This is a genomic window from Baekduia alba, from assembly GCF_028416635.1.
Lineage (GTDB): Bacteria > Actinomycetota > Thermoleophilia > Solirubrobacterales > Solirubrobacteraceae > Baekduia > Baekduia alba.
This window is the reverse complement of sequence record NZ_CP114013.1, coordinates 2534163-2552178: the sequence shown is the minus strand read 5'-3', so window position 1 is coordinate 2552178 and position 18016 is coordinate 2534163. Positions and strand designations below refer to the sequence as shown.

Here is an 18016-nt window from a genome sequence, read left to right as displayed (position 1 = left end):
CACTCTAGGTGACGGCTCAGCCGAGCGAGCGCGATGTGCGTACGCGCATTTCGGTAGGACTTCAGGCACATGCTCATCGGCGCACACGTCTCCCCCGCCGGCGGCCCCGCGAAGGCCGTCGAGCGCGGCACCGAACGCGGTGCCCGCGCGATCCAGATCTTCAACCAGAACCCGCGGGCGTGGAAGCCCACGATCTACAGCGACGAGGCGGTGGCCGACTTCCGCGAGGCCATGGCCGACTCCGAGGTCGACGCGCTCCTGATCCACGCGGTCTACCTGCTCAACGCCGCGTCCGAGGACCCGGACATCCGCGCGAAGACGCTGACGTCGCTGACCGCGTCGCTGCGGGCCGGCGACGCGCTCGGCGCCGTGTCGGTCGTGCTGCATCCGGGGTCGGCGAAGACCGGCGAGGTCGCGCCGGCGATCAAGCGCGCCGGCGCGGTCATCCGCGAGGCGCTGGCCGAGAGCGAGAACTGCGCGCTGCACCTGGAGAACACGGCCGGCGCGGGCGGGACGCTCGGGCGCTCGTTCCACGAGCTGGCCGGGTTGATCGACGCGGCGGGCGGCGACGCCCGGCTCGGCATGTGCCTGGACTCCTGCCACCTGTACGCGTCCGGGTACGACATCCGGACCGCCGAGGGCCTGACGAGCGTGCTCGACGAGTGCGCCTCGGTCGTCGGGATCGAGCGCCTCGGCTCGCTGCACTTCAACGACTCCCAGGGCGGATTGGGGTCCAACCGCGACCGCCACGCCGACGTCGGCGAGGGCGAGCTGGGCGAGGACGGCTGCGCGGTCTTCCTCTCCGAGCCGCGCTTCGACGGCCTGCCCGTGATCCTCGAGACGCCCGGTCCAGACAAGAAGGGGCCGACGCGCGAGGAGCTCGAGTTGTGCTGGACGTTGCGCGAGAAGGGCGAGAAGGCGCGGGGCGGAAAGCGGGGCGCCACCAAGAAACGCGGCCGGTAGCCCATTCGGGCGCCCTGGCCGAAGGACTGGTTTCACGCCCCTCCACCGCGGAGACACTGAAGGCGGACGCGCAGCGTCCACGCATGGGAAGCGACGTGAGTGCGGCCCCCGCCCCCGGTCCAGCGACAGAGCGGGGGCCGCATTCGCGACCGTACCGCGCTCACACGCGCAAGAGGGGGAAATCACTCACCCGTTGCCGGGTGATTGGCGCCCCACATTCCGGTCTACGGCGTGGCTGAGCCAAACCGCGCGACCGGCGTCACAGGTCGGCGCCGTAGCGCTGCGTGATGAGCTCGAAGTGATGGCCTGACGGATCGTCGAAGTAGACGCCGCGGCCACCGTGGTTCGTGTTGATCTCTCCGGGCGCGTGGCCCGGCCCGCCGGAGTACGGCACGCCGCCGGCCTGGATGCGCTCCAGCGCACGATCGAAGACGTCGTCGGAGACCAGCAACGCGTAGTGCTGGCCCGGGAAGTCGATGCCGGGCTCGGCGTAGTCGAGCCGGACGCCGTCGTCGAGCGTCAGGCTCAAGAACGGTCCCCAGCTCGTCGGCTCGGACAGTCCGAGCAGGTCCTTCAGGAACGTCGCCGAGCGGAGCTTGTCCTTGGCGGCGACCGCCAAGTGGTCGAGATGAATGGGCAGGAGGCCCTCCCTGGTAGCACCTCCACACGACCCGGCTGTCCCCGGCCGCACGCGATGCGCGGCGGATTGAACCACACCGCGGCCTCCGCCGGTGAGGCTCGGGACGGTGGTCAGACCGCGGCGGGTGCCGCGGGCGCCGCCAGCGCCTCGGGGCCCAGGATGCGGGCCAGCTCGGCGCGCAGCGACGGTGTCGGGTCGACGCGGAAGTCCGAGCCGAGCTTGAGCGTCCGGTCGCCGGCGGAGGTGCGGACGGCCAGGACGACGTCGGCCTCCCCCACGTGGTTGCCGAAGACGTGCTTGAGCTCCTCGATGATCGAGGCGGGCAGGCGGCCGGCGTCGAGGACGAGCATCAGCGCCTCCGGGCCCTTGGCGACCTGGACCGCGTTGGCGCGCGCGATCTCGACCTCCTGCTCGGTCGGCTGGAACAGCTCGCAGGCCTGGACCTTGATCGTCAGCCCGCGGTCGTCGTTGCCGACGCGCCCGCGCACGGTCACGATCTGGTCGATCTGGGCGATGTGCTCGTACTCGGCGAGCTGGTCGCCGAAGAAGATGAGCTCGATCGAGCCCTCGAGGTCGTCGAGCGTCGCGAACATCATCATGTTGCCCGTGCGCGTCTTGAGCTTGCGCGCCGCGGTGATGATGCCGCCGACGGTGATCCACTCGCCGTCCTTGACCTGGGGCAGCTCGCCCAGCGGCCGGTCCACGGTCGCCATCAGCGCCTCGCGGACCTCCTTGAGCGGATGCATCGACAGGAACAGGCCGATCGCGTCCTTCTCGTGGGCGAGCAGCTCGTTCTTCTCGAACTCCTCCTCCGGGATCGGCGGATGCGTCGGACCGGCAAAGGCCGCCGCCGCGCCGTTGCCGTTGGCGCCCGCGCCGCCGGTGTCGAAGAGGTCGAAGATCGAGCCCTGGCCGATCTCGGCGTCCTGCTGGATCTTCTGGCCCGCGCCCTGGGCCTGCTCCAAGACCTCCAACATGCCCTTGCGCGACGCCCCCGTCGAGCCAAAGGCCCCGCACTTGATCAGCGCCTCGATCGACCGCTTGTTGACGGCCTTGGGGTCGACGCGCTCGCAGAACTCCCAGATCGAGGTGAACGGCCCGCCGTCCTCGCGAGCGCGCTTGATCGCCTCGACGGCCGCGTAGCCGACGCCCTTGACGGCGTCCAGCCCGAAGCGGATGTTGCCGTCGACGACGACGAACTCGTGGTCGGACAGGTTGACGTCGGGCGGCAGGATCTCGATCCCCATCTCCTCGCAGCGTGCCGCGAAGAACGGGACCTTGTCCTTGGTATCCATCACCGAGGAGATCAGCGCGGCCATGTACTCCGCGCAGTAGTTGGCCTTCAGCCAGGCCGTCCGGTAGGAGATCAGCGCGTAGCACGCCGCATGGGACTTGTTGAAGGAGTAGTCCGCGGACTTCTCGTTCGTCGCCCAGAGCCAGTCGACCGTCTGCGGCGCCACGCCGTTCTTGACGCAGCCCTCGCGGAACATCGGCTCCAGCTTGGCCATCGCCGCGCGGTTCTTCTTGCCGATCGCCTTGCGGAGGTCATCCGCCTGCGCGCCCGTGAACCCGGCCAGCTCCTTGGAGATGAGCATGGCCTGCTCCTGGTACAGGATCACGCCGTAGGTCGGGCCGATGATCGGCTCCAGCCGCTCGTCGGCGATCGAGACCAGGTCCGGGTTGCGCTTGCCCCTGGCGTAGGTCGGGATCTGCTCCATGGCGCCCGGGCGGTAGAGCGACACCAGCGCGACGAGGTCGTCGAACTCGCTCGGCTTGACCTTCTTCAGCGCCTCCTGCATGCCGTCGGACTCGAACTGGAACACGCCGACCGAGTCGCCCGCGGCGAGCATCTCATAGGTCTTGGTGTCGTCCAGCGGTAGCGTCGCCATGTCCGGGCGCTCGCCGGTCGAGCGGCCGATGATGTCCAGCGCGTCCTCGATGACGTCGAGGTTGCGCAGGCCCAGGAAGTCCATCTTGAGGAGCCCGAGCTCCTCGACGGGCTTCATCGAGAACTGGGTGACCTGGCGGTAGACCTTGTTGCCCGACGCGTCGGTCTCGTTGGCGTCGGCGAGCTGCAGCGGCACGACGTCGGTCAGCGGCATGCCCGCGATGACGACCGCGGCCGCGTGGATCGAGTTGTTGCGGACGATCCCCTCGAGGCCCTTCGCGACGTCCACGATCTGCTTGGCGATCGGGTCCTTGTCGTACTCGGCGCGCAGCGGCTCGCCGTCCTTGAGGCAGTCGTCGAACGACGGCGACCGGCCCATGATCGGGTCCGGGATCAGCTTGGCGAGGCGGTCGCCCTGGCCGTAGTCGTGGCCCAGGACGCGCGCGGCGTCGCGCGTGGCGGCCCGCGGGAACATCTTGCCGAAGGTGATGATCTGCGCGACCGAGCCGCGGCCGTACTTCTCGACCACGTACTGCATCACGCGCTCGCGGCCACGCACCGAGAAGTCGATGTCGATGTCCGGCATCGACACGCGCTCGGGGTTGAGGAAGCGCTCGAAGAGCAGGTCGTAGCGCAGCGGGTCGAGGTCGGTGATCCGCAGCGTGTAGGCGATGATCGAGCCGGCCGCCGAGCCACGGCCCGGGCCGACGGCGATGCCGTTCTCCTTCGCCCACTTGACGAAGTCCCAGACGATCAGGAAGTAGGCGTTGAAGCCCATGTTGTCGATGACCGACAGCTCGAACTCCATGCGCTCCATGGCGTCGGCCGGCACCGGGTTGCCGTAGCGGGCCCGCATGCCCTCCATGACGCGGTCGCGCAGGTACTGCTTCTCGTCCTGGCCCTCGGGCAGGAAGCGCGGGATCAGCTGGTCGCCGAGCCTGATCTCGACGTTGCAGCGCTCGGCCACCTCGAGCGTGTTCGGGATGGCGTCGGGCCACTCCGCGAACTTCTCGTGCATCTCCTCCGACGAGCGCAGGTAGAACTCGTTGGTGTCGAAGGTCATCTTCGGCGCGGCGAGCGTCGACTTGGTCTGCACGCACAGCAGCGCCGTGTGGTGGTGGTAGTCCTCGCGGCGGAGGTAGTGGACGTCGCCCGTGCCGACGAGCTTGCCGCCGAGCTCGCGCGCGACCTTGACGATGCCCGCGTTGGCCTTGTTCTGGTCGTCGATCCCGTTCTTCTGGACCTCGAAGTACACGTCCTCGGGCCCGAAGACCTGGACGAGGTCGTCGATGTGGGTCCGCGCCTCGGCCTCGTTGTCGGCGATGAGGCGCTGGCAGAAGCGGCCGGCCAGGCAGCCGGTGAGCGCGATGACGCCGTCGGCGTGGGCGGCGAGCTGCGCCATGTCCAGCGACGGCTTGCCGCGGTGCAGGCCCTCGAGGAAGCCGGCGGAGCTGAGCTTGACGAGGTTGCGGTAGCCGGTCTCGTTCTCGGCGAGCAGCGTGAGGTGGTTGCGCTCGACGCGGCCGGGCGCGCGGTTGGCGTGATCGTCGACCAGGTAGATCTCGCAGCCGAGGATCGGCTTGACGCCGGCGTCCTTGCACGCCTTGTACATCTCGACGGCGCCGTTCATGACGCCGTGGTCGGTGAGGCCGAGCGCGGGCTGCCCGAACTCGGCGGCGCGCTGGGCGAGCGCCTTGATGTTGCACGCGCCGTCGAGCAGCGAGTACTCGGAGTGGACGTGCAGGTGGACGGCGGAGGGCTGGCTCACGGGCGAAGGTCGAGGATAGGTGGCGGTTCGGATGGTTGGGACGGGCGCCGCGGGGCTTGCCGCAAGCAGCGCGAAAGGATCGGGTCAGCCCGCCGCGCGCTGCGCGCGGTCGAGCCAGGAGAGCAGGGTGCGGACGTCGCGGACGTCGCCTTCGACGGTCGCCTCGCCGGCCGCCGCGGTCCCCGCGAGGACCGCCGGGAGCCGGCTCGCGGACGTGTGGAGCGTGGCCGGCGCGGGCGGCGCGCCCTCGGCCGGGAAGATCGCGAGCGGGCTGTGGCCGGAGGCGATGACGCGCCAGCGGTCGGCGCCCTCGGAGGCGACGTCGACGGTCAGCGGCCGGCCCTGCGTCCACGACGGCCGGACCGCGCGGGCGAGGACCGTGAGCAGGAGGCCCGGGGACGGCGCGACCCCGGCCGCGGCCAGCTCGGCGAGGCCCAGCGGCCGCCGGCGCGCCTTGATCAGCCGGCGGACGTGGCGGCGGTTGTCGATCCGCGTGCCGGGCAGGCGCCGGCCGGCGCCGCCGGCCGCGAGCGGGACGAGCGCGGCGAGCGGACCCGCGATCCGTGCCTCGGCGACCGCCGCGCCCGAGAGCTCGACGCGCACGCGCTCGTCGTCGACGAGCACCCGATGCGTCGTGCCGCGGTCGACCGCCAGCTCGTAGGCGAGCGCGCCCTTGACGAGCCCGGCCTGCAGCGGCAGCAGCCCGACGACGATCAGCTCGGCGATGTCGGGCTCGTCGGCGGCGAGGCTGACGAGCGCGTCGCGCAGCCACGGCCCGACCTTGCCGATCGGGGCGCGCTCCGGGACCGGCTGGCGCTGAGGGCCGGCGGGGGCGACGCTCGGCGCGGCCGCCGGCGGAGCGGCGGTGGGCGGCGTGGCCTGCGCGGCGGCCGGCGGCGCGGCCTGCCCGACGCTCGGCGCGGCGGCCGGCGGCGCGGCCCGCGCGACGCCCGGCGCGGCGGCGGGCGGCGCCACGGAGTCGGACGCGCTCGGCGCAGCCTCCACCGGCGTGGCGTCCTCCCCCACCGCGGCCTCGGTCGCCGCGCGCAGCCGCGCGGCGGCGGCGGCGAGGTCGACCGACAGCGACGGCGCGCCCTCGCCCGGAGCCTCCGGCGCCCGCAGGGCGTCGATCGCCGAGCGCAGCGACGCCAGCGTCGACGGATCCGGGCCCGAGCCGGGCCGGCCCGCGGCGCGCAGCTCCGACAGCTCCGTCTCGGCGTCCGCCAGGCGCGCGCGGTCGGCGTCGCCGCGTCGGCGCTCGGCGTCCAGCTCGGCTTCGGCGACCCAGCGGGCGGCGCGCTCGGCTTCGAGCTCCTCGCGCACGGTGGAGAAGTCGTTCAGCCCCTTCTGGAGCTCGGCGACGCGGGCGCGCATCACGGTCAGGGAGGCGGCCAGGTCGTCCTGACCGGAGGCGAGCGCCACGACCGACTCCACGCGCGCGGCCAGCTGCGCGATCCGCGCGTCGTCGCCGGCGCGCACCGCGGCCAGCTCACCGCTCACGCCCTCCAGCGCCGTACGCAGCTCGGCCTCGACCGCGTCGCGCCGAGCGAGCTCGCGCTCGAGGTCGACCGCGGCGCCGCCGCGCGCCTCCAGCTCCGCCATCCGCTCACGCGCCGCGGTCAGCTCGCGCTCCAGCTCCACGGTCCGGACCCGCTCCGCGCCCAGCCCCGTCTCGAAGCCCGCGCGCTCGCGCTCCAGCTCGACCACCCGGGCGCGTGATGCCTCCAGCTCCGACCGCGCCGCGGCCAGCGAGCGGTCCGCCGCGACCCGCGCCGTGCGCTCGGCGCCCAGCGCCGCCTCGGCCGCCGTCCGCGCGTCGCGCTCCACCTCGAGCTTGTCGCGCAGCACCCGCGCCGCCGCGCCCAGCCGCTCGCGCACCGACGCGACCGCGCGCTCGACCGCCACGACCCGCGCCGCGAACTCCTGGCGCTCGACCGCGATCCGCGCTTCAAGACCTTCAACATCGCGCGCGCCGGCCAGCGACCGCCGCGCCTCCGCGACCGCGTCGGCCGCCGCGGCGGTCAGGTCGTCGCGCCGCGCCAGTTCGGCGCGCAGCAGCAGGCCCTCGCGCTCCAGCGCCTCGCGCCGCTCGCGCTCGGCCGTCGTCCGCAGCTGCTCGTCCTCCAACGCGCGCCGGGCCCGATCGCGCTCGGCGGCGACGATCGCCACCTCCGCCTCGGCCTCGGCCAGCCGCTCGCGCAGGTCGGCTAGTTGCGAGCCGGCCACCTCGCGCGCCGCCGCCGCCTCGCCCTGGGCCTCGAGCCGCTGCTGCTGCTCGGCCCACTCGCGCTGGCGCGTGCCGCGGACGTCGCGCTCCAGCAGGGCGACCTGAGCCCGCAGCGCGTCGCGCTCGGCCGCGACCTCGCCCAGCCGGCGCTCCGCCTCGAAGAGCCGCAGCTCCAAGGTGGCGTCCTCGCTGACCTCGGCACGGCGTGCCCGCCGCGAGGCGAGCACCGCAGGGTCGACGACGTTGCCGCTCTCGGACGGAGGCTGGGACATGCACGCGGGAGACTAGGCCCCCGCCCGGATGGATTCGCCCCCGAACCAGAGGAATCCCGGCGGTTACGACGACGCGTCGCGATGCGCGCCCTTCACCGCCAGCGCGACCACCGCCGCGCCGACGATGCCGAGCGCCGCGAGGCGCTTCGCACCGCTCGCGGTCCCGTACCGCTGCTTCATGTAGAACTTGCCGCCGTTCCAGACGGCGTAGCCAAGGATCTTGTAGCCCACGATCCCCTTCCTACCCACGGTCCTCGTTGCGCAGACGCCAAGCCAGCCGCGACTGCAGCGACCACAGCTCGATGAAGCCCGGCGACGCCTGCTGGGAGAACAGCCCGCCCGACTCGCTGAACGTCGCGAGCTGCGCGTCGTAGACCGCGTTCGGGGACTCGCGCGTCACGACGCGCGCCATGCCCTTGTAGAGCTTCATCCCGATCTTGCCCGTCACGAACCGGTTGACCTCGTTCATGTAGGCGTCGATGTCGGTGCGCAGCGGCTCCCACCACAGGCCGGCGTAGACGAGGTAGGCCCACTGCTGGTCCAGGCCGGACTTGAAGCGGTTCTGGTGGATCGTCCCGACCAGGCGCTCCAGCTCGGCGTGCGCCGGGAGCAGGATCGCGGCCGCGGGGACCTCGTAGATGTCGCGGACCTTCAGGCCCACGATCCGGTCCTCGATGTGGTCGACGATCCCGACGCCGTGCTTCATGCCCAGCGCGCCGACGCGGTCCAGCAGCTCGACCAGCCCGAGCCGCTCGCCGTTGAGCCCGACCGGCACGCCCTCCTCGAACTCGATCTCCACGATCTCCGACTCGTCCGGCGCCTCCTCGGGGCGCGTGACGAGCTGGAAGACGTCGTCGTCGGGCGCGTGGTCGAGGTCCTCGATCCACTTGCCCTCGCTCGACCGGCCCCAGATGTTGTCGTCGATCGAGTACGGCGCGGTCTCGGTCCCGCCCTTGACCGGGATCCCGTGCTCGCGCGCGTAGGCGATCTCCTCGTCGCGGCCCATCTTCCAGTCGCGCACCGGCGCGATGATCTTGAGCTCGGGCGCGAGCGTCGCGACCGTGCCGTCGATGCGGACCTGGTCGTTGCCCTTGCCCGTGCAGCCGTGGGCGATCGTGTCGCAGCCGGTCTCGCGCGCGATGTCCACCGCGATCTTCGCGATCAGCGGCCGGCCCAGCGCGGTGAACAGCGGGTAGTTGAGGCCGTAGATGGCGTTGGCCTTGATCGCCGGGGCGATGAAGTCGCGGGCGAACTCCTCGCGCGCGTCGATGACCCGCGCGTCCACCGCGCCCAGCTGCAGCGCCTTCTCGCGGACGACGTCGTAGTCCTCGCCCGGCTGCCCCAGGTTGATCGTCAGCGCCACGACCTCGGCGTCGTACTCGTCCTGGATCCACTTGAGCATGACGCTCGTGTCCAGCCCGCCCGAGTACAGCAGGCAGACGCGCCCGACTTGGTCGGGGCGCGCGAGGTAGGAGGCGGCGGGCTCGTGGGGCTGCAACAGCTGATCGTCGGTCATGCGCTCACTTGGGGGTCGAGGAGACGCGCGATGCGGGCGAGGGCGTCGTCCAGCTCGGCGTCGGTGATGGTCAAAGGAGGAAGGAAGCGAAGCGTGGTCGGGCCGGTGGCGTTGAGCACCAGCCGCTCGTCACGCAGCGCCCGGCCGATCAGCGCGGTCGCCGGCTCGGCGCGCGACGGATCGAGCTCGGCGGCGAGGATGAAGCCGCGCCCGCGGACCTCGACGACGCCGGGCAGCTCGGCCAGCTGGTGGCGCAGCCGCTCGCCGCGCTCACGCACGCGCGCGAGGAGCGCGGGGTCGCTGACGATGTCGAAGACCGCGACGCCCGCCGCGCACGGGACCGGGCCGCCCGCGAACGTCGAGCCGTGGTCGCCGGCCTCGAAGCCCTCGGCGAAGCGCTCGTTGGTGACGACGGCGCCGATCGGCAGCCCGCCGCCCAGCGCCTTGGCGACCGTCATGAGGTCGGGCACGACGCCGGTGTGCTCGTAGGCCCAGAGCTTCCCGGTCCGGCCCAGCCCGACCTGCACCTCGTCGAAGATCAGCGCGGCGCCGACGCGGTCGCACGCCTCGCGCGCGGCCCGCAGCACCGCGTCGTCGAGCACGTAGACGCCGCTCTCGCCCTGGATCGGCTCCAGGATCACGGCCGCGCAGGCGTCGTCGATCGCGGCCGTCAGCGCCTCGACCGTCGGCGCGACGGCGAAGAACCCCGGGACCAGCGGCGCGAACGGCGCCTGCTTGGCCTCCTGCGGCGTGGCGGACAGCGAGCCGTACGTGCGGCCGTGGAAGCCGCGGTGCACCGAGACGACGTTGCCGCCGCGCTTGGCCTTGCGCGCCATCTTGATCGCGGCCTCGTTGGCCTCGGTCCCGGAGTTGGCGAAGTGCACGCGGCCGCCGAGCGACGACGAGGCCAGCCGCTGCGCCAGCTCCGCGCCCGGCGCGGTGGCCCGGAACAGGTTGCCGACGTGGATCAGCTGCGCGGCCTGCGCCCGGATCGCCTCGACGACGGCCGGGTGCGAGTGGCCCACCGAGGTGACCGCGAGGCCGGTCTGCAGGTCCAGGTACTCGACGCCGTCGGCGTCCCACAACGATGCGCCCTGACCGCGGACGAACTGGACCGGCTGCCGCGCGTAGGCGGGGACGAGCGCGCCGTCGTCGAGCACGACGCCGCTCACGACGCCGCCCGGATCTTCGTGCCGCACAAAGACAGTCGGTACTGCCCGCTCATGACGCAGCTCGGATCTTCGTGCCGCACAAAGACAGTCGGTACTGCCCGCTCATGACGCAGCTCGGATCTTCGTGCCAATGCCCTCGTCGGTGAACAGCTCCAGCATGATCGAGTGCGGCACGCGCCCGTCGACGATGTGCGCGGCGGTCACGCCGCCGTGGATCGCCTCGATGCAGGCCTGGAGCTTGGGCCGCATCCCGCCCTCGATCTGCGTCAACGCGGTCTCGACCTCCTCGGCGCTCGCCTGCGAGATGCGCGACAACGGGTTGGAGGGGTCGCGCAGCCAGCCGGAGACGTCCGTGAGGAAGATCACCTTGTAGGCGCGCAGCGCGCGCGCCACGGCGCCCGCCGCCTCGTCCGCGTTGATGTTGTAGGAGTTGCCTTCGCGATCGGTGCCGACCGAGGCGATCACCGGGATGTAGTCGTCGGCGATGTGCTTGAGGACGTCGACGTTGACCCGCGTGATCCGGCCGACGAACCCGACGTCCTCCCCACCCGGCGCCGACGTGCGCTCGCAGAGGAACAGCCGCCCGTCGTCGCCGCTGAGCCCGATCGCGGACTGGCCGTGGCGGTTCAGGCGCGACACGATGTCCTTGTTGACCTTGCCGATCAACACCATCTTGGCGATCTCGACGGTCTCCTCGGTGGAGACGCGCAGCCCGCCGACGAACTCCACCGGGATCGAGAGCCGCTCCATGTAGGCGGTGATGTCGGGCCCGCCGCCGTGGACCACGATCGCGTTCATCCCCACGTACTTGAGCAGCACGACGTCGCGGGCGAAGTCCTCGCGCAGCGCCGGGTCCTCCATCGCCGCGCCGCCGTACTTGATGACGACCGTTCGCCCGTGGAACTCCCGGATGTAGGGAAGTGCCTCGAGAAGTGTGCTGACGTCGCGCATGCGGCCCCGGACCTAGGTGGTGTACTCGGCGTTGATCTTGATGTACTCGTGGCCGAGGTCGGAGAAGAAGACCTCGGTCTCGAAGCCGTCGCCCGGCAGGCCGATCACGTACTCGACCTCGTCGCCGGCCACGCGCGCCTGCAAGTCGTCCGCGTCGTGTTGGACGGCGTTGCCCGCCACGCAGACCTGCACGCCCTCGATCGCGATGTCGACCGGCAGCGGCGCCGTGTCGGGCAGGGCGAGGCCGACGGCCTGGACGATGCGGCCCCAGTTCGGGTCGCCGCCGTAGAGCGCGGTCTTGACCAGCGGCGAGTTGGCGACCGCGCGGGCGACGCGCTCGACGTTCGGGCCGTGGCCGCCGCGGACGGTGACGCGGCCGACGCGCCTGGCGCCCTCGCCGTCGCGGGCGATGTCGATCGCGAGCTGGCGCAGGAGCGCGTCGAGCGCCTGGCCGAAGATCAGCTCGGCCTCGGACTCCGGCTCGACGACGACGCCCGAGGCGCCGCCGCACATCAGGATCGCCGTGTCGTTGGTCGAGAGCTGGCCGTCGACCGTGATGCGGTCGAACGAGCGCTTGACGCACACGCCGAGCAGCAGGTCGGCGGTCTCGGCGCCGATGACCGCGTCGGTCTCGACGAAGCAGAGCATGGTGGCGAACGACGGCTGGATCATCCCGGCGCCCTTGGCCTGCGCGGCCAGGCGCACCACGCCGCCGGGCAGCGCCACGTCGACCGTCGCGCGCTTCTCGAACAGGTCGGTGGTCATGATCGACCGCTGGAAGTCGCCGACGCCCTCGGGGCTCAGCGCCTTGCCGGCCGCCAGCAGCCCGCGCACGGTCTTGGATCCGTCGAGCTGCACGCCGATGACGCCGGTCGAGCAGACCGCGACGCGGTCCTCGGTCGTCCGCCCCATCATCGCGCCGGCGCCCTGCATCCGCGCGGCCTCGTCCATCCCGGGCCGGCCGGTCGCCGCGTTGGCGTTGCCGGAGTTGACCGCGACGGCCTTGATCGCGTCCTGGCGCGCGCGCTCGCGTGTGACCAGGACCGGCGGCGCCGCCGTGCCCGACCGCGTGAAGCGCGTCGCGCTCGTGGTCTCGTCGCTGTCGCTGACGAGGATCCCGACGTCCAGCCCGCCGGACGGCTTGATGCCCGCCGCGGCGCCGGCCGCCCGGAACCCGTCGGGCAGCGGCGCGCCCGGGACCTCGGTGACCGTGTCGGGCACGTCGACCCAGCGCGACCGGAAGAACGGCGAGAGAGGACCGCTCATGCGACCACCGCTGCGCGAAGGAGCCCCTGGCGAGCTCGCGCCCGGAAGCCGAGCCGCCAGGCGAAGTCTTCCGCTCTCACAGCAGGCCCTCCGTCTCGTCGAAGCCGAACATCAGGTTCAGGGACTGCAGCGCCTGCGACGACGTCCCCTTCCACAGGTTGTCGATCGCCCCGAAGGCCAGCACCTTGCCGGTCCGCGGGTCGACCTGCACGTTGATCGCGCAGATGTTGGTCTCGCGCACATCGCGCACGCCGGGCGGGCGCGTCACGACGTCGATGAACGGCTCGCCGGCGTACGCGTTCTCATACAACTCGACGACGTCGTCGACCTCGGCGTCGTCGGCGATCGTCACGTAGCAGGACACGAGCTCGCCCTGGTCGAGCGGCAGCAGGTGCGGCGTGAACGTCACCTTGATGCCGTCGGCGCCGAGCGCGTCGAGCTCCTGGTCGATCTCCGGCGCGTGCCGGTGCGTCCCGACGCCGTAGGGCGTGACGTTCTCGTCGACGGTCACGAAGTGCGTCTTCTGCGTCGCGGCGCGCCCCGCTCCGGACACGCCGGACTTGGCGTCGATGACGACGTCGTCGAGCAGGCCGGCGCGCGCGAGCGGCGCCAGGGTCAGGATCGCGGCCGTCGGGTAGCAGCCCGGGCCGGCGACCAGGTCGGTCTCGGCGATCGCGGAGCGGTACAGCTCCGGCAGGCCGTAGACCGCCTCGCCCAGCAGCTCCGGATGCGGATGCTCGACGTAGTACTCCTCGTAGACGTCGAGGTCGCGCAGCCGGAAGTCCGCGCTCAAGTCCACCACCTTGATCCCGCCCTCCAGCAGCTCGGCCACCAGCGGGGCCGACGCGCCGTGCGGGTAGGCGACGATGGCGGCGTCGACCTCGCCGTGGTGCTCGAGCTCGAGGTTGAGCTCCTCCAGCACCAGCGGCACGCGGTGGTGCGGGTAGAGCGCGTTGAGCGGCGTGCCGGCGTCCGACCGCGACGTGATCGCGCTGAGCTGGAACTGCGGATGGCGGTCGATCAGCCGCGCCGCGAGCGCGCCGGCGAAGCCGGACGCGCCGGCGACCAGCACCTTGGGGCCGTCGTCAGCCTTGCCCCGGCCGCTCGCCGCCGAGGACATGGGCCATGCCCCTCCGGAGGACGGCTCAGCCACGGAGCTCACCCCCCACCTGGGAGGCGAGCGCCTTGACGACCCTCGCTCGCACCGGCGCGACGTCCTCGTCGGCCAGCGTGCGGTCCGGCGCCTGGAAGGTCAGCGCGAGCGCGAGCGACTTGCGGCCCTCGCCGACCTGCGCGCCGCGGTAGACGTCGAAGACGCGCACGCCCCGCAGCAGCTTGCCGCCGGCGCCGCGGACCGCGCCGAGCACGGCGTCGGCCGCGACGTCCTCGGCCACGATGACCGCGAGGTCCTGACGGACCGGCGGGAAGCTCGTCAGGTCCTGGAAGTACGGGACCGCGACGCCGTGGGCGACGACCGCGTCGAGGTCGACCTCGAAGCCCGCGACCGCGCCCTCCAGCTCCCACGCGCGGGCGACCAGCGGGTGGATCTCGCCGACCCAGCCGACCACGACCTCGTCGCCGTCACCGTCACCGTGGACGACGACCTCGGCGCTGCGCCCGGGGTGCAGGAACGGCTCGGTCGCCGCGCGCACCGACCAGGCGACCCGCAGCGTGTCGAGCATGGCGCTCAGCAGGCCCTTGGCGGCGAAGAAGTCCGCGGTCTTCGGGGCGCCGTCGTCGCCCCACGACGGCGCGACGAGGCGACCGTGCAGCACGGCGCCGAGCGCGCGGTGCTCGTGCGGGAGCGGCTCGCCGTCGCGCCCGAGGTAGACCGCGCCCTGCTCGATGACCCGCAGGTCGGCGTTGCCGCGCGCGACGTTGTGGCGCGCGGCGTCCAGCAGCGACCCGAGGACCATCGTGCGCAGGACCGAGTGGTCCTCGCTCATCGGGTTGACGAGCGCGACGAACCGGCGCCGCGGGTCGTCCTCGGGCAGCCGCAGCCGGTCGGCGACGCCGGGCTCGGTGAACGACCAGCCCACGACCTCGTAGGCGCCGCGGCCGACGAGCGCGTCGACCGCGCGCCGCCGCATCCGCTGAGCGGCCGACATCCGGCCCGCCGTCCCGCGGCGCTTGGGGAGCGTCGCGGGCAGCTTGTCGAGGTCGAAGCGCCCGACCTCCTCGACGAGGTCGGCCTCGCGCGTGACGTCGTTGCGCCGGAAGCCCGGGACGGTGACGTCGAGGCCGTCGTCGGCGTCGGCGACGCCGAAGCCCAGCGCGGTCAGCGTCTCCTTCTGGCGGGTGCGCGGGATCACGAGGCCCAGCAGCGCCGCGGCCTTGTGGTCGCGCAGCCGGATCGTCGCGTCTGGCCACGGGTCCTTCGCGAACGGCCCGACGTCGATCGTGCCGCCGACGACGTCGGCGCCCGTCAGCTCGACCATCAGCTGGGTCGCCACGATCTGCGCGTCCAGCGCCTGCTCGGGCGCCAGCCCCTTCTCGAAGCGGCCCGAGGCCTCGGACCGCAGCCCCAGGACGGTGGACGTGCGATGGATGTTCGGCCCGACCCAGGACGCGACCTCCATCAGGACGCGCGTCGTGTCGTCGGCGACCTCGGAGCGCGCGCCGCCCATGACCCCGGCGATCGACGTCGGCCCCTCGGCGTCCTCGATGACCAACATGTCGCTGTCGAGCGTCCGGACGGCGCCGTCGAGCGTCTCGACCTGCTCGCCGTCCTGCGCCCGCCGGACCGTGAGCTCGCCGCCGGCGACCTTGTCGAGGTCGAACGCGTGCAGCGGGTGCCCGGTCAGGAGCATCGCGTAGTTGGTGATGTCGACGACGTTGCTGATCGGCCGCAGCCCGGCGGCCAGCAGGCGCGCCTTCAGCCAGCGCGGCGACGGGCCGATCGTGACGTTCTCGAACACGCGCGCGGTGAACCGCGGGCAGAGCTCCGGCGCGTCGATCCGGACGTGGGCGCCGGGGACGTAGCCCGTGATCCGATCCCGCCCACCCTCGTCGGCCCACGGCGCGGCGGCCAGCGGCGCGCCGGTGGCGGCGTGGACCTCGCGCGCCAGGCCGTAGACGCCCAGGCAGTCCGGGCGGTTGGGCGTGATCTCGAACTCGATGACGTCGTCGAGGATCGGGAGGACGTCGACCAGCGGCGTGCCCGCCGCCAGGGCGTCGTCGAGGACCATGATTCCGCCGGCGCGCTCGCCGGCCAGGCCGACCTCGTCCTCGGACAGGATCATCCCGTTGGACTCGACGCCGCGCAGCTTGGCCTTCTTGAGCTTCGTGCCGTCCGGCATCACCGCGCCGGGCCGCGCGACCGCGACCGTCTGCCCCGCGGCGACGTTCGGCGCGCCGCAGACGATCTGCTGCGCCTGATCGCCGTCGCCGACGTCGACCGTCGTGACGTTCAGGCGGTCGGCGTCCGGGTGCTTGCCGCACGAGAGGACCTTGCCGATGACGAAGCCCTCGGCCGCGCCGACGCCGTGGCGGTGGATGGCCTCCACCTTGGTGCCGGTGAGCGTGAGCCGCTGCTCGAGGTCGGCGAGGCTGATCTCGGGCGCGCAGTACTCGCGCAGCCAGGAGTACGGGACCTTCATCCGAACTGCTCCAGGAAGCGCAGGTCGTTCTCATAGAACAACCGCAGGTCGCTGACGCCGTGCTTGAGGAACGCGATCCGCTCGATGCCCATGCCCCAGGCGAAGCCCTGGACCTTCTCGGGGTCGTAGCGGTCGTCGTCGACATAGGAGTACACGTTGGGATCCACCTCGCCGGCGCCGAGGATCTCGATCCAGCCCTCGCCCTTGCAGAGCGGGCAGCGCGAGCCGTCCGGCATCCAGCCGTCGTCGCAGTTGAAGCACGAGACGTCGACCTCGACCGACGGCTCCGTGAACGGGAAGAAGTGGCCGCGCAGGCGCACGTCGCGCTCGTCGCCGAAGATCTGGCGCGAGAACTCCAGCAGGGTGCCCTTCAGGTCGGCGAGGGTGATGTCCTCGTCGACCGCGAGGCCTTCGACCTGGTGGAACTGCGGCGTGTGCGTCGCGTCGTTGTCGCGCCGGTAGACGCGGCCGGGGATGACCACGTACAGCGGCGGCGGGAACTGCTCCATCGCGCGCACCTGCATCGGCGAGGTGTGCGTGCGCAGGACGACGTCCTCGGCCACGTAGAACGTGTCGCTCAGCCCGCGCGCCGGGTGCGTCGCGTCGTGGTTGAGCGCGTCGAAGTTGTAGTGGACGGTCTCGACCTCCGGCCCTTCCATGACGGTGAAGCCGAGGCCGACGAAGACGTCCTCGAGCTCGCGCCAGGTCTGGGTGATGAGGTGCAGGCGGCCGATCGGCTGCAGCGGGTCGCCGGGCAGCGTGACGTCGACGCGGTCGGCGGCGAGCCGGGTGTCCAGCTCGGACGCGTCGAGGCGCTCGACGGCCGCGCCGAGCTTGGCTTCCAGCGCCTTGCGCACCTCGTTGGCGCGCTTGCCGACCTGACCGCGCTGCTCGGGCGGCAGCTCGCCGACGCCGCGCAGCAGGTTCGGCAGCTCGGCCTTGCGGCCCAGCAGGCGGACGCGCAGCTCCTCGAGCTCGTCGGTCGTGCCGGCGGCGTCGATCGCCCCCAAGCCCTCGTCATGGATCTCTTCGATGCGGTCCAGCATCAGCTCTCCGGGAACCTAGTGAGTTCGTAGACCGCCAGCGTGGCGGCCATCGCGGCGTTCAGCGACTCGTTGTTGATCGGGATGTGGGCGGCGCGGTCGCAGGCGGCGACGACCTCGGGCGCCAGCCCGGCGCGCTCGGCGCCGACGACGACGGAGACGTCGGACTGCGCAGGGCCCCTCAGTGCCTCTCCGCGGCGGGCGTCGAGCGCGATCGTCGTGCCCGGCAGCTCGGCGACCGTCTCCACGCGCGCGACCGGGACGGCGAAGATCGCGCCCATCGAGGCGCGCACCGCCTTGGGGCCGTACGGGTCGGCGGTCTCGGGGCCGAGCGCGACGCAGCTCGCGCCGAACGCGAGCGCCGCGCGCAGGACCGTCCCGACGTTGCCCGGGTCCTTGATGCCCCACAGCGCGACGACCAGCGGCCCGACCGGCGCGGGCGCCCAGCGCTCGTCGAAGACCGCCAGGGCGCGTGTCCCGGATCCGAGGCTGCTGACCTTGGCCAGCGCCTCCTCGGTCACGTCGACGCCGGCGACCAGCCGGTGCACCGGGTTCCAACCCGCCTCCTCGGCGGCCCGGAGGAGGTCCTCGCCCTCGGCCACGAAGCGCCCGCGCTCGCGCCGCGCGGCGAGCCGGCGGATGTCCTTGAGCAGCGGGTTGTGGTGTGAGGTGATCATGCGGGTCCTGGTCCGGGCCCGGCCGCTCCTACGT

Annotated in this window: 13 protein-coding genes; 1 reads left to right on the top strand and 12 read right to left on the bottom strand. The window is 72.5% G+C overall.

Features of this window, described 5'->3' with window-relative positions:
* Positions 1-69 precede the first annotated feature (69 nt).
* A complete protein-coding gene (locus DSM104299_RS12765; RefSeq protein ID WP_272477691.1) occupies positions 70-963 on the top strand; it encodes a deoxyribonuclease IV in 894 nt (297 codons plus the stop codon).
* A 259-nt stretch (positions 964-1222) separates the two neighbouring features.
* On the opposite strand, the gene DSM104299_RS12760 is transcribed toward DSM104299_RS12765, so the two are convergent.
* From DSM104299_RS12760 to DSM104299_RS12705, 12 genes are all read right to left on the bottom strand, one after another.
* Positions 1223-1582, bottom strand: a complete 360-nt coding sequence (locus tag DSM104299_RS12760) for a VOC family protein (protein ID WP_272477690.1) — start codon at positions 1580-1582, stop codon at positions 1223-1225.
* Positions 1583-1713: 131 nt separating this feature from the next.
* A complete protein-coding gene (gene dnaE / locus DSM104299_RS12755; RefSeq protein WP_272477689.1) occupies positions 1714-5259 on the bottom strand; it encodes a DNA polymerase III subunit alpha in 3546 nt (1181 codons plus the stop codon).
* Between the two features lie 84 nt (positions 5260-5343).
* A complete protein-coding gene (locus DSM104299_RS12750) occupies positions 5344-7758 on the bottom strand; it encodes a coiled-coil domain-containing protein (RefSeq protein ID WP_272477688.1) in 2415 nt (804 codons plus the stop codon).
* Positions 7759-7821: 63 nt separating this feature from the next.
* Entirely contained in the window at positions 7822-7989 is a 168-nt protein-coding gene (locus tag DSM104299_RS12745; RefSeq protein WP_272477687.1) for a hypothetical protein, read from the bottom strand.
* A gap of 10 nt (positions 7990-7999) precedes the next feature.
* Positions 8000-9274, bottom strand: a complete 1275-nt coding sequence (locus tag DSM104299_RS12740) for an argininosuccinate synthase (RefSeq protein ID WP_272477686.1) — start codon at positions 9272-9274, stop codon at positions 8000-8002.
* Entirely contained in the window at positions 9271-10446 is a 1176-nt protein-coding gene (locus DSM104299_RS12735) for an aspartate aminotransferase family protein (protein WP_272477685.1), read from the bottom strand. Before DSM104299_RS12735 ends, DSM104299_RS12740 begins: the two co-directional genes overlap by 4 nt.
* 102 nt (positions 10447-10548) lie before the next feature.
* Positions 10549-11397, bottom strand: coding sequence for an acetylglutamate kinase (gene argB / locus DSM104299_RS12730; RefSeq protein WP_272477684.1), 849 nt, complete (start codon positions 11395-11397; stop codon positions 10549-10551).
* A 12-nt stretch (positions 11398-11409) separates the two neighbouring features.
* Positions 11410-12663 (bottom strand): bifunctional glutamate N-acetyltransferase/amino-acid acetyltransferase ArgJ, encoded by a 1254-nt coding sequence (argJ, locus tag DSM104299_RS12725; protein WP_272477683.1) that lies wholly within the window; start codon positions 12661-12663, stop codon positions 11410-11412.
* Positions 12664-12739: 76 nt separating this feature from the next.
* Positions 12740-13783, bottom strand: coding sequence for an N-acetyl-gamma-glutamyl-phosphate reductase (gene argC / locus DSM104299_RS12720; RefSeq protein WP_272477682.1), 1044 nt, complete (start codon positions 13781-13783; stop codon positions 12740-12742).
* 25 nt (positions 13784-13808) lie between these two features.
* Positions 13809-16262, bottom strand: coding sequence for a phenylalanine--tRNA ligase subunit beta (pheT, locus tag DSM104299_RS12715; RefSeq protein ID WP_272477681.1), 2454 nt, complete (start codon positions 16260-16262; stop codon positions 13809-13811).
* Complete coding sequence (gene pheS, locus DSM104299_RS12710) at positions 16259-17308, bottom strand: phenylalanine--tRNA ligase subunit alpha (protein WP_272477680.1); 1050 nt, start codon at positions 17306-17308, stop codon at positions 16259-16261. Before pheS ends, pheT begins: the two co-directional genes overlap by 4 nt.
* Positions 17308-17982 carry a TrmH family RNA methyltransferase gene (locus tag DSM104299_RS12705; RefSeq protein ID WP_272477679.1) on the bottom strand — a complete coding sequence of 225 codons (675 nt, stop codon included), beginning with the start codon at positions 17980-17982 and terminating at the stop codon, positions 17308-17310. The genes pheS and DSM104299_RS12705 overlap by 1 nt, the downstream gene beginning before the upstream one ends.
* Positions 17983-18016: the final 34 nt, after the last annotated feature.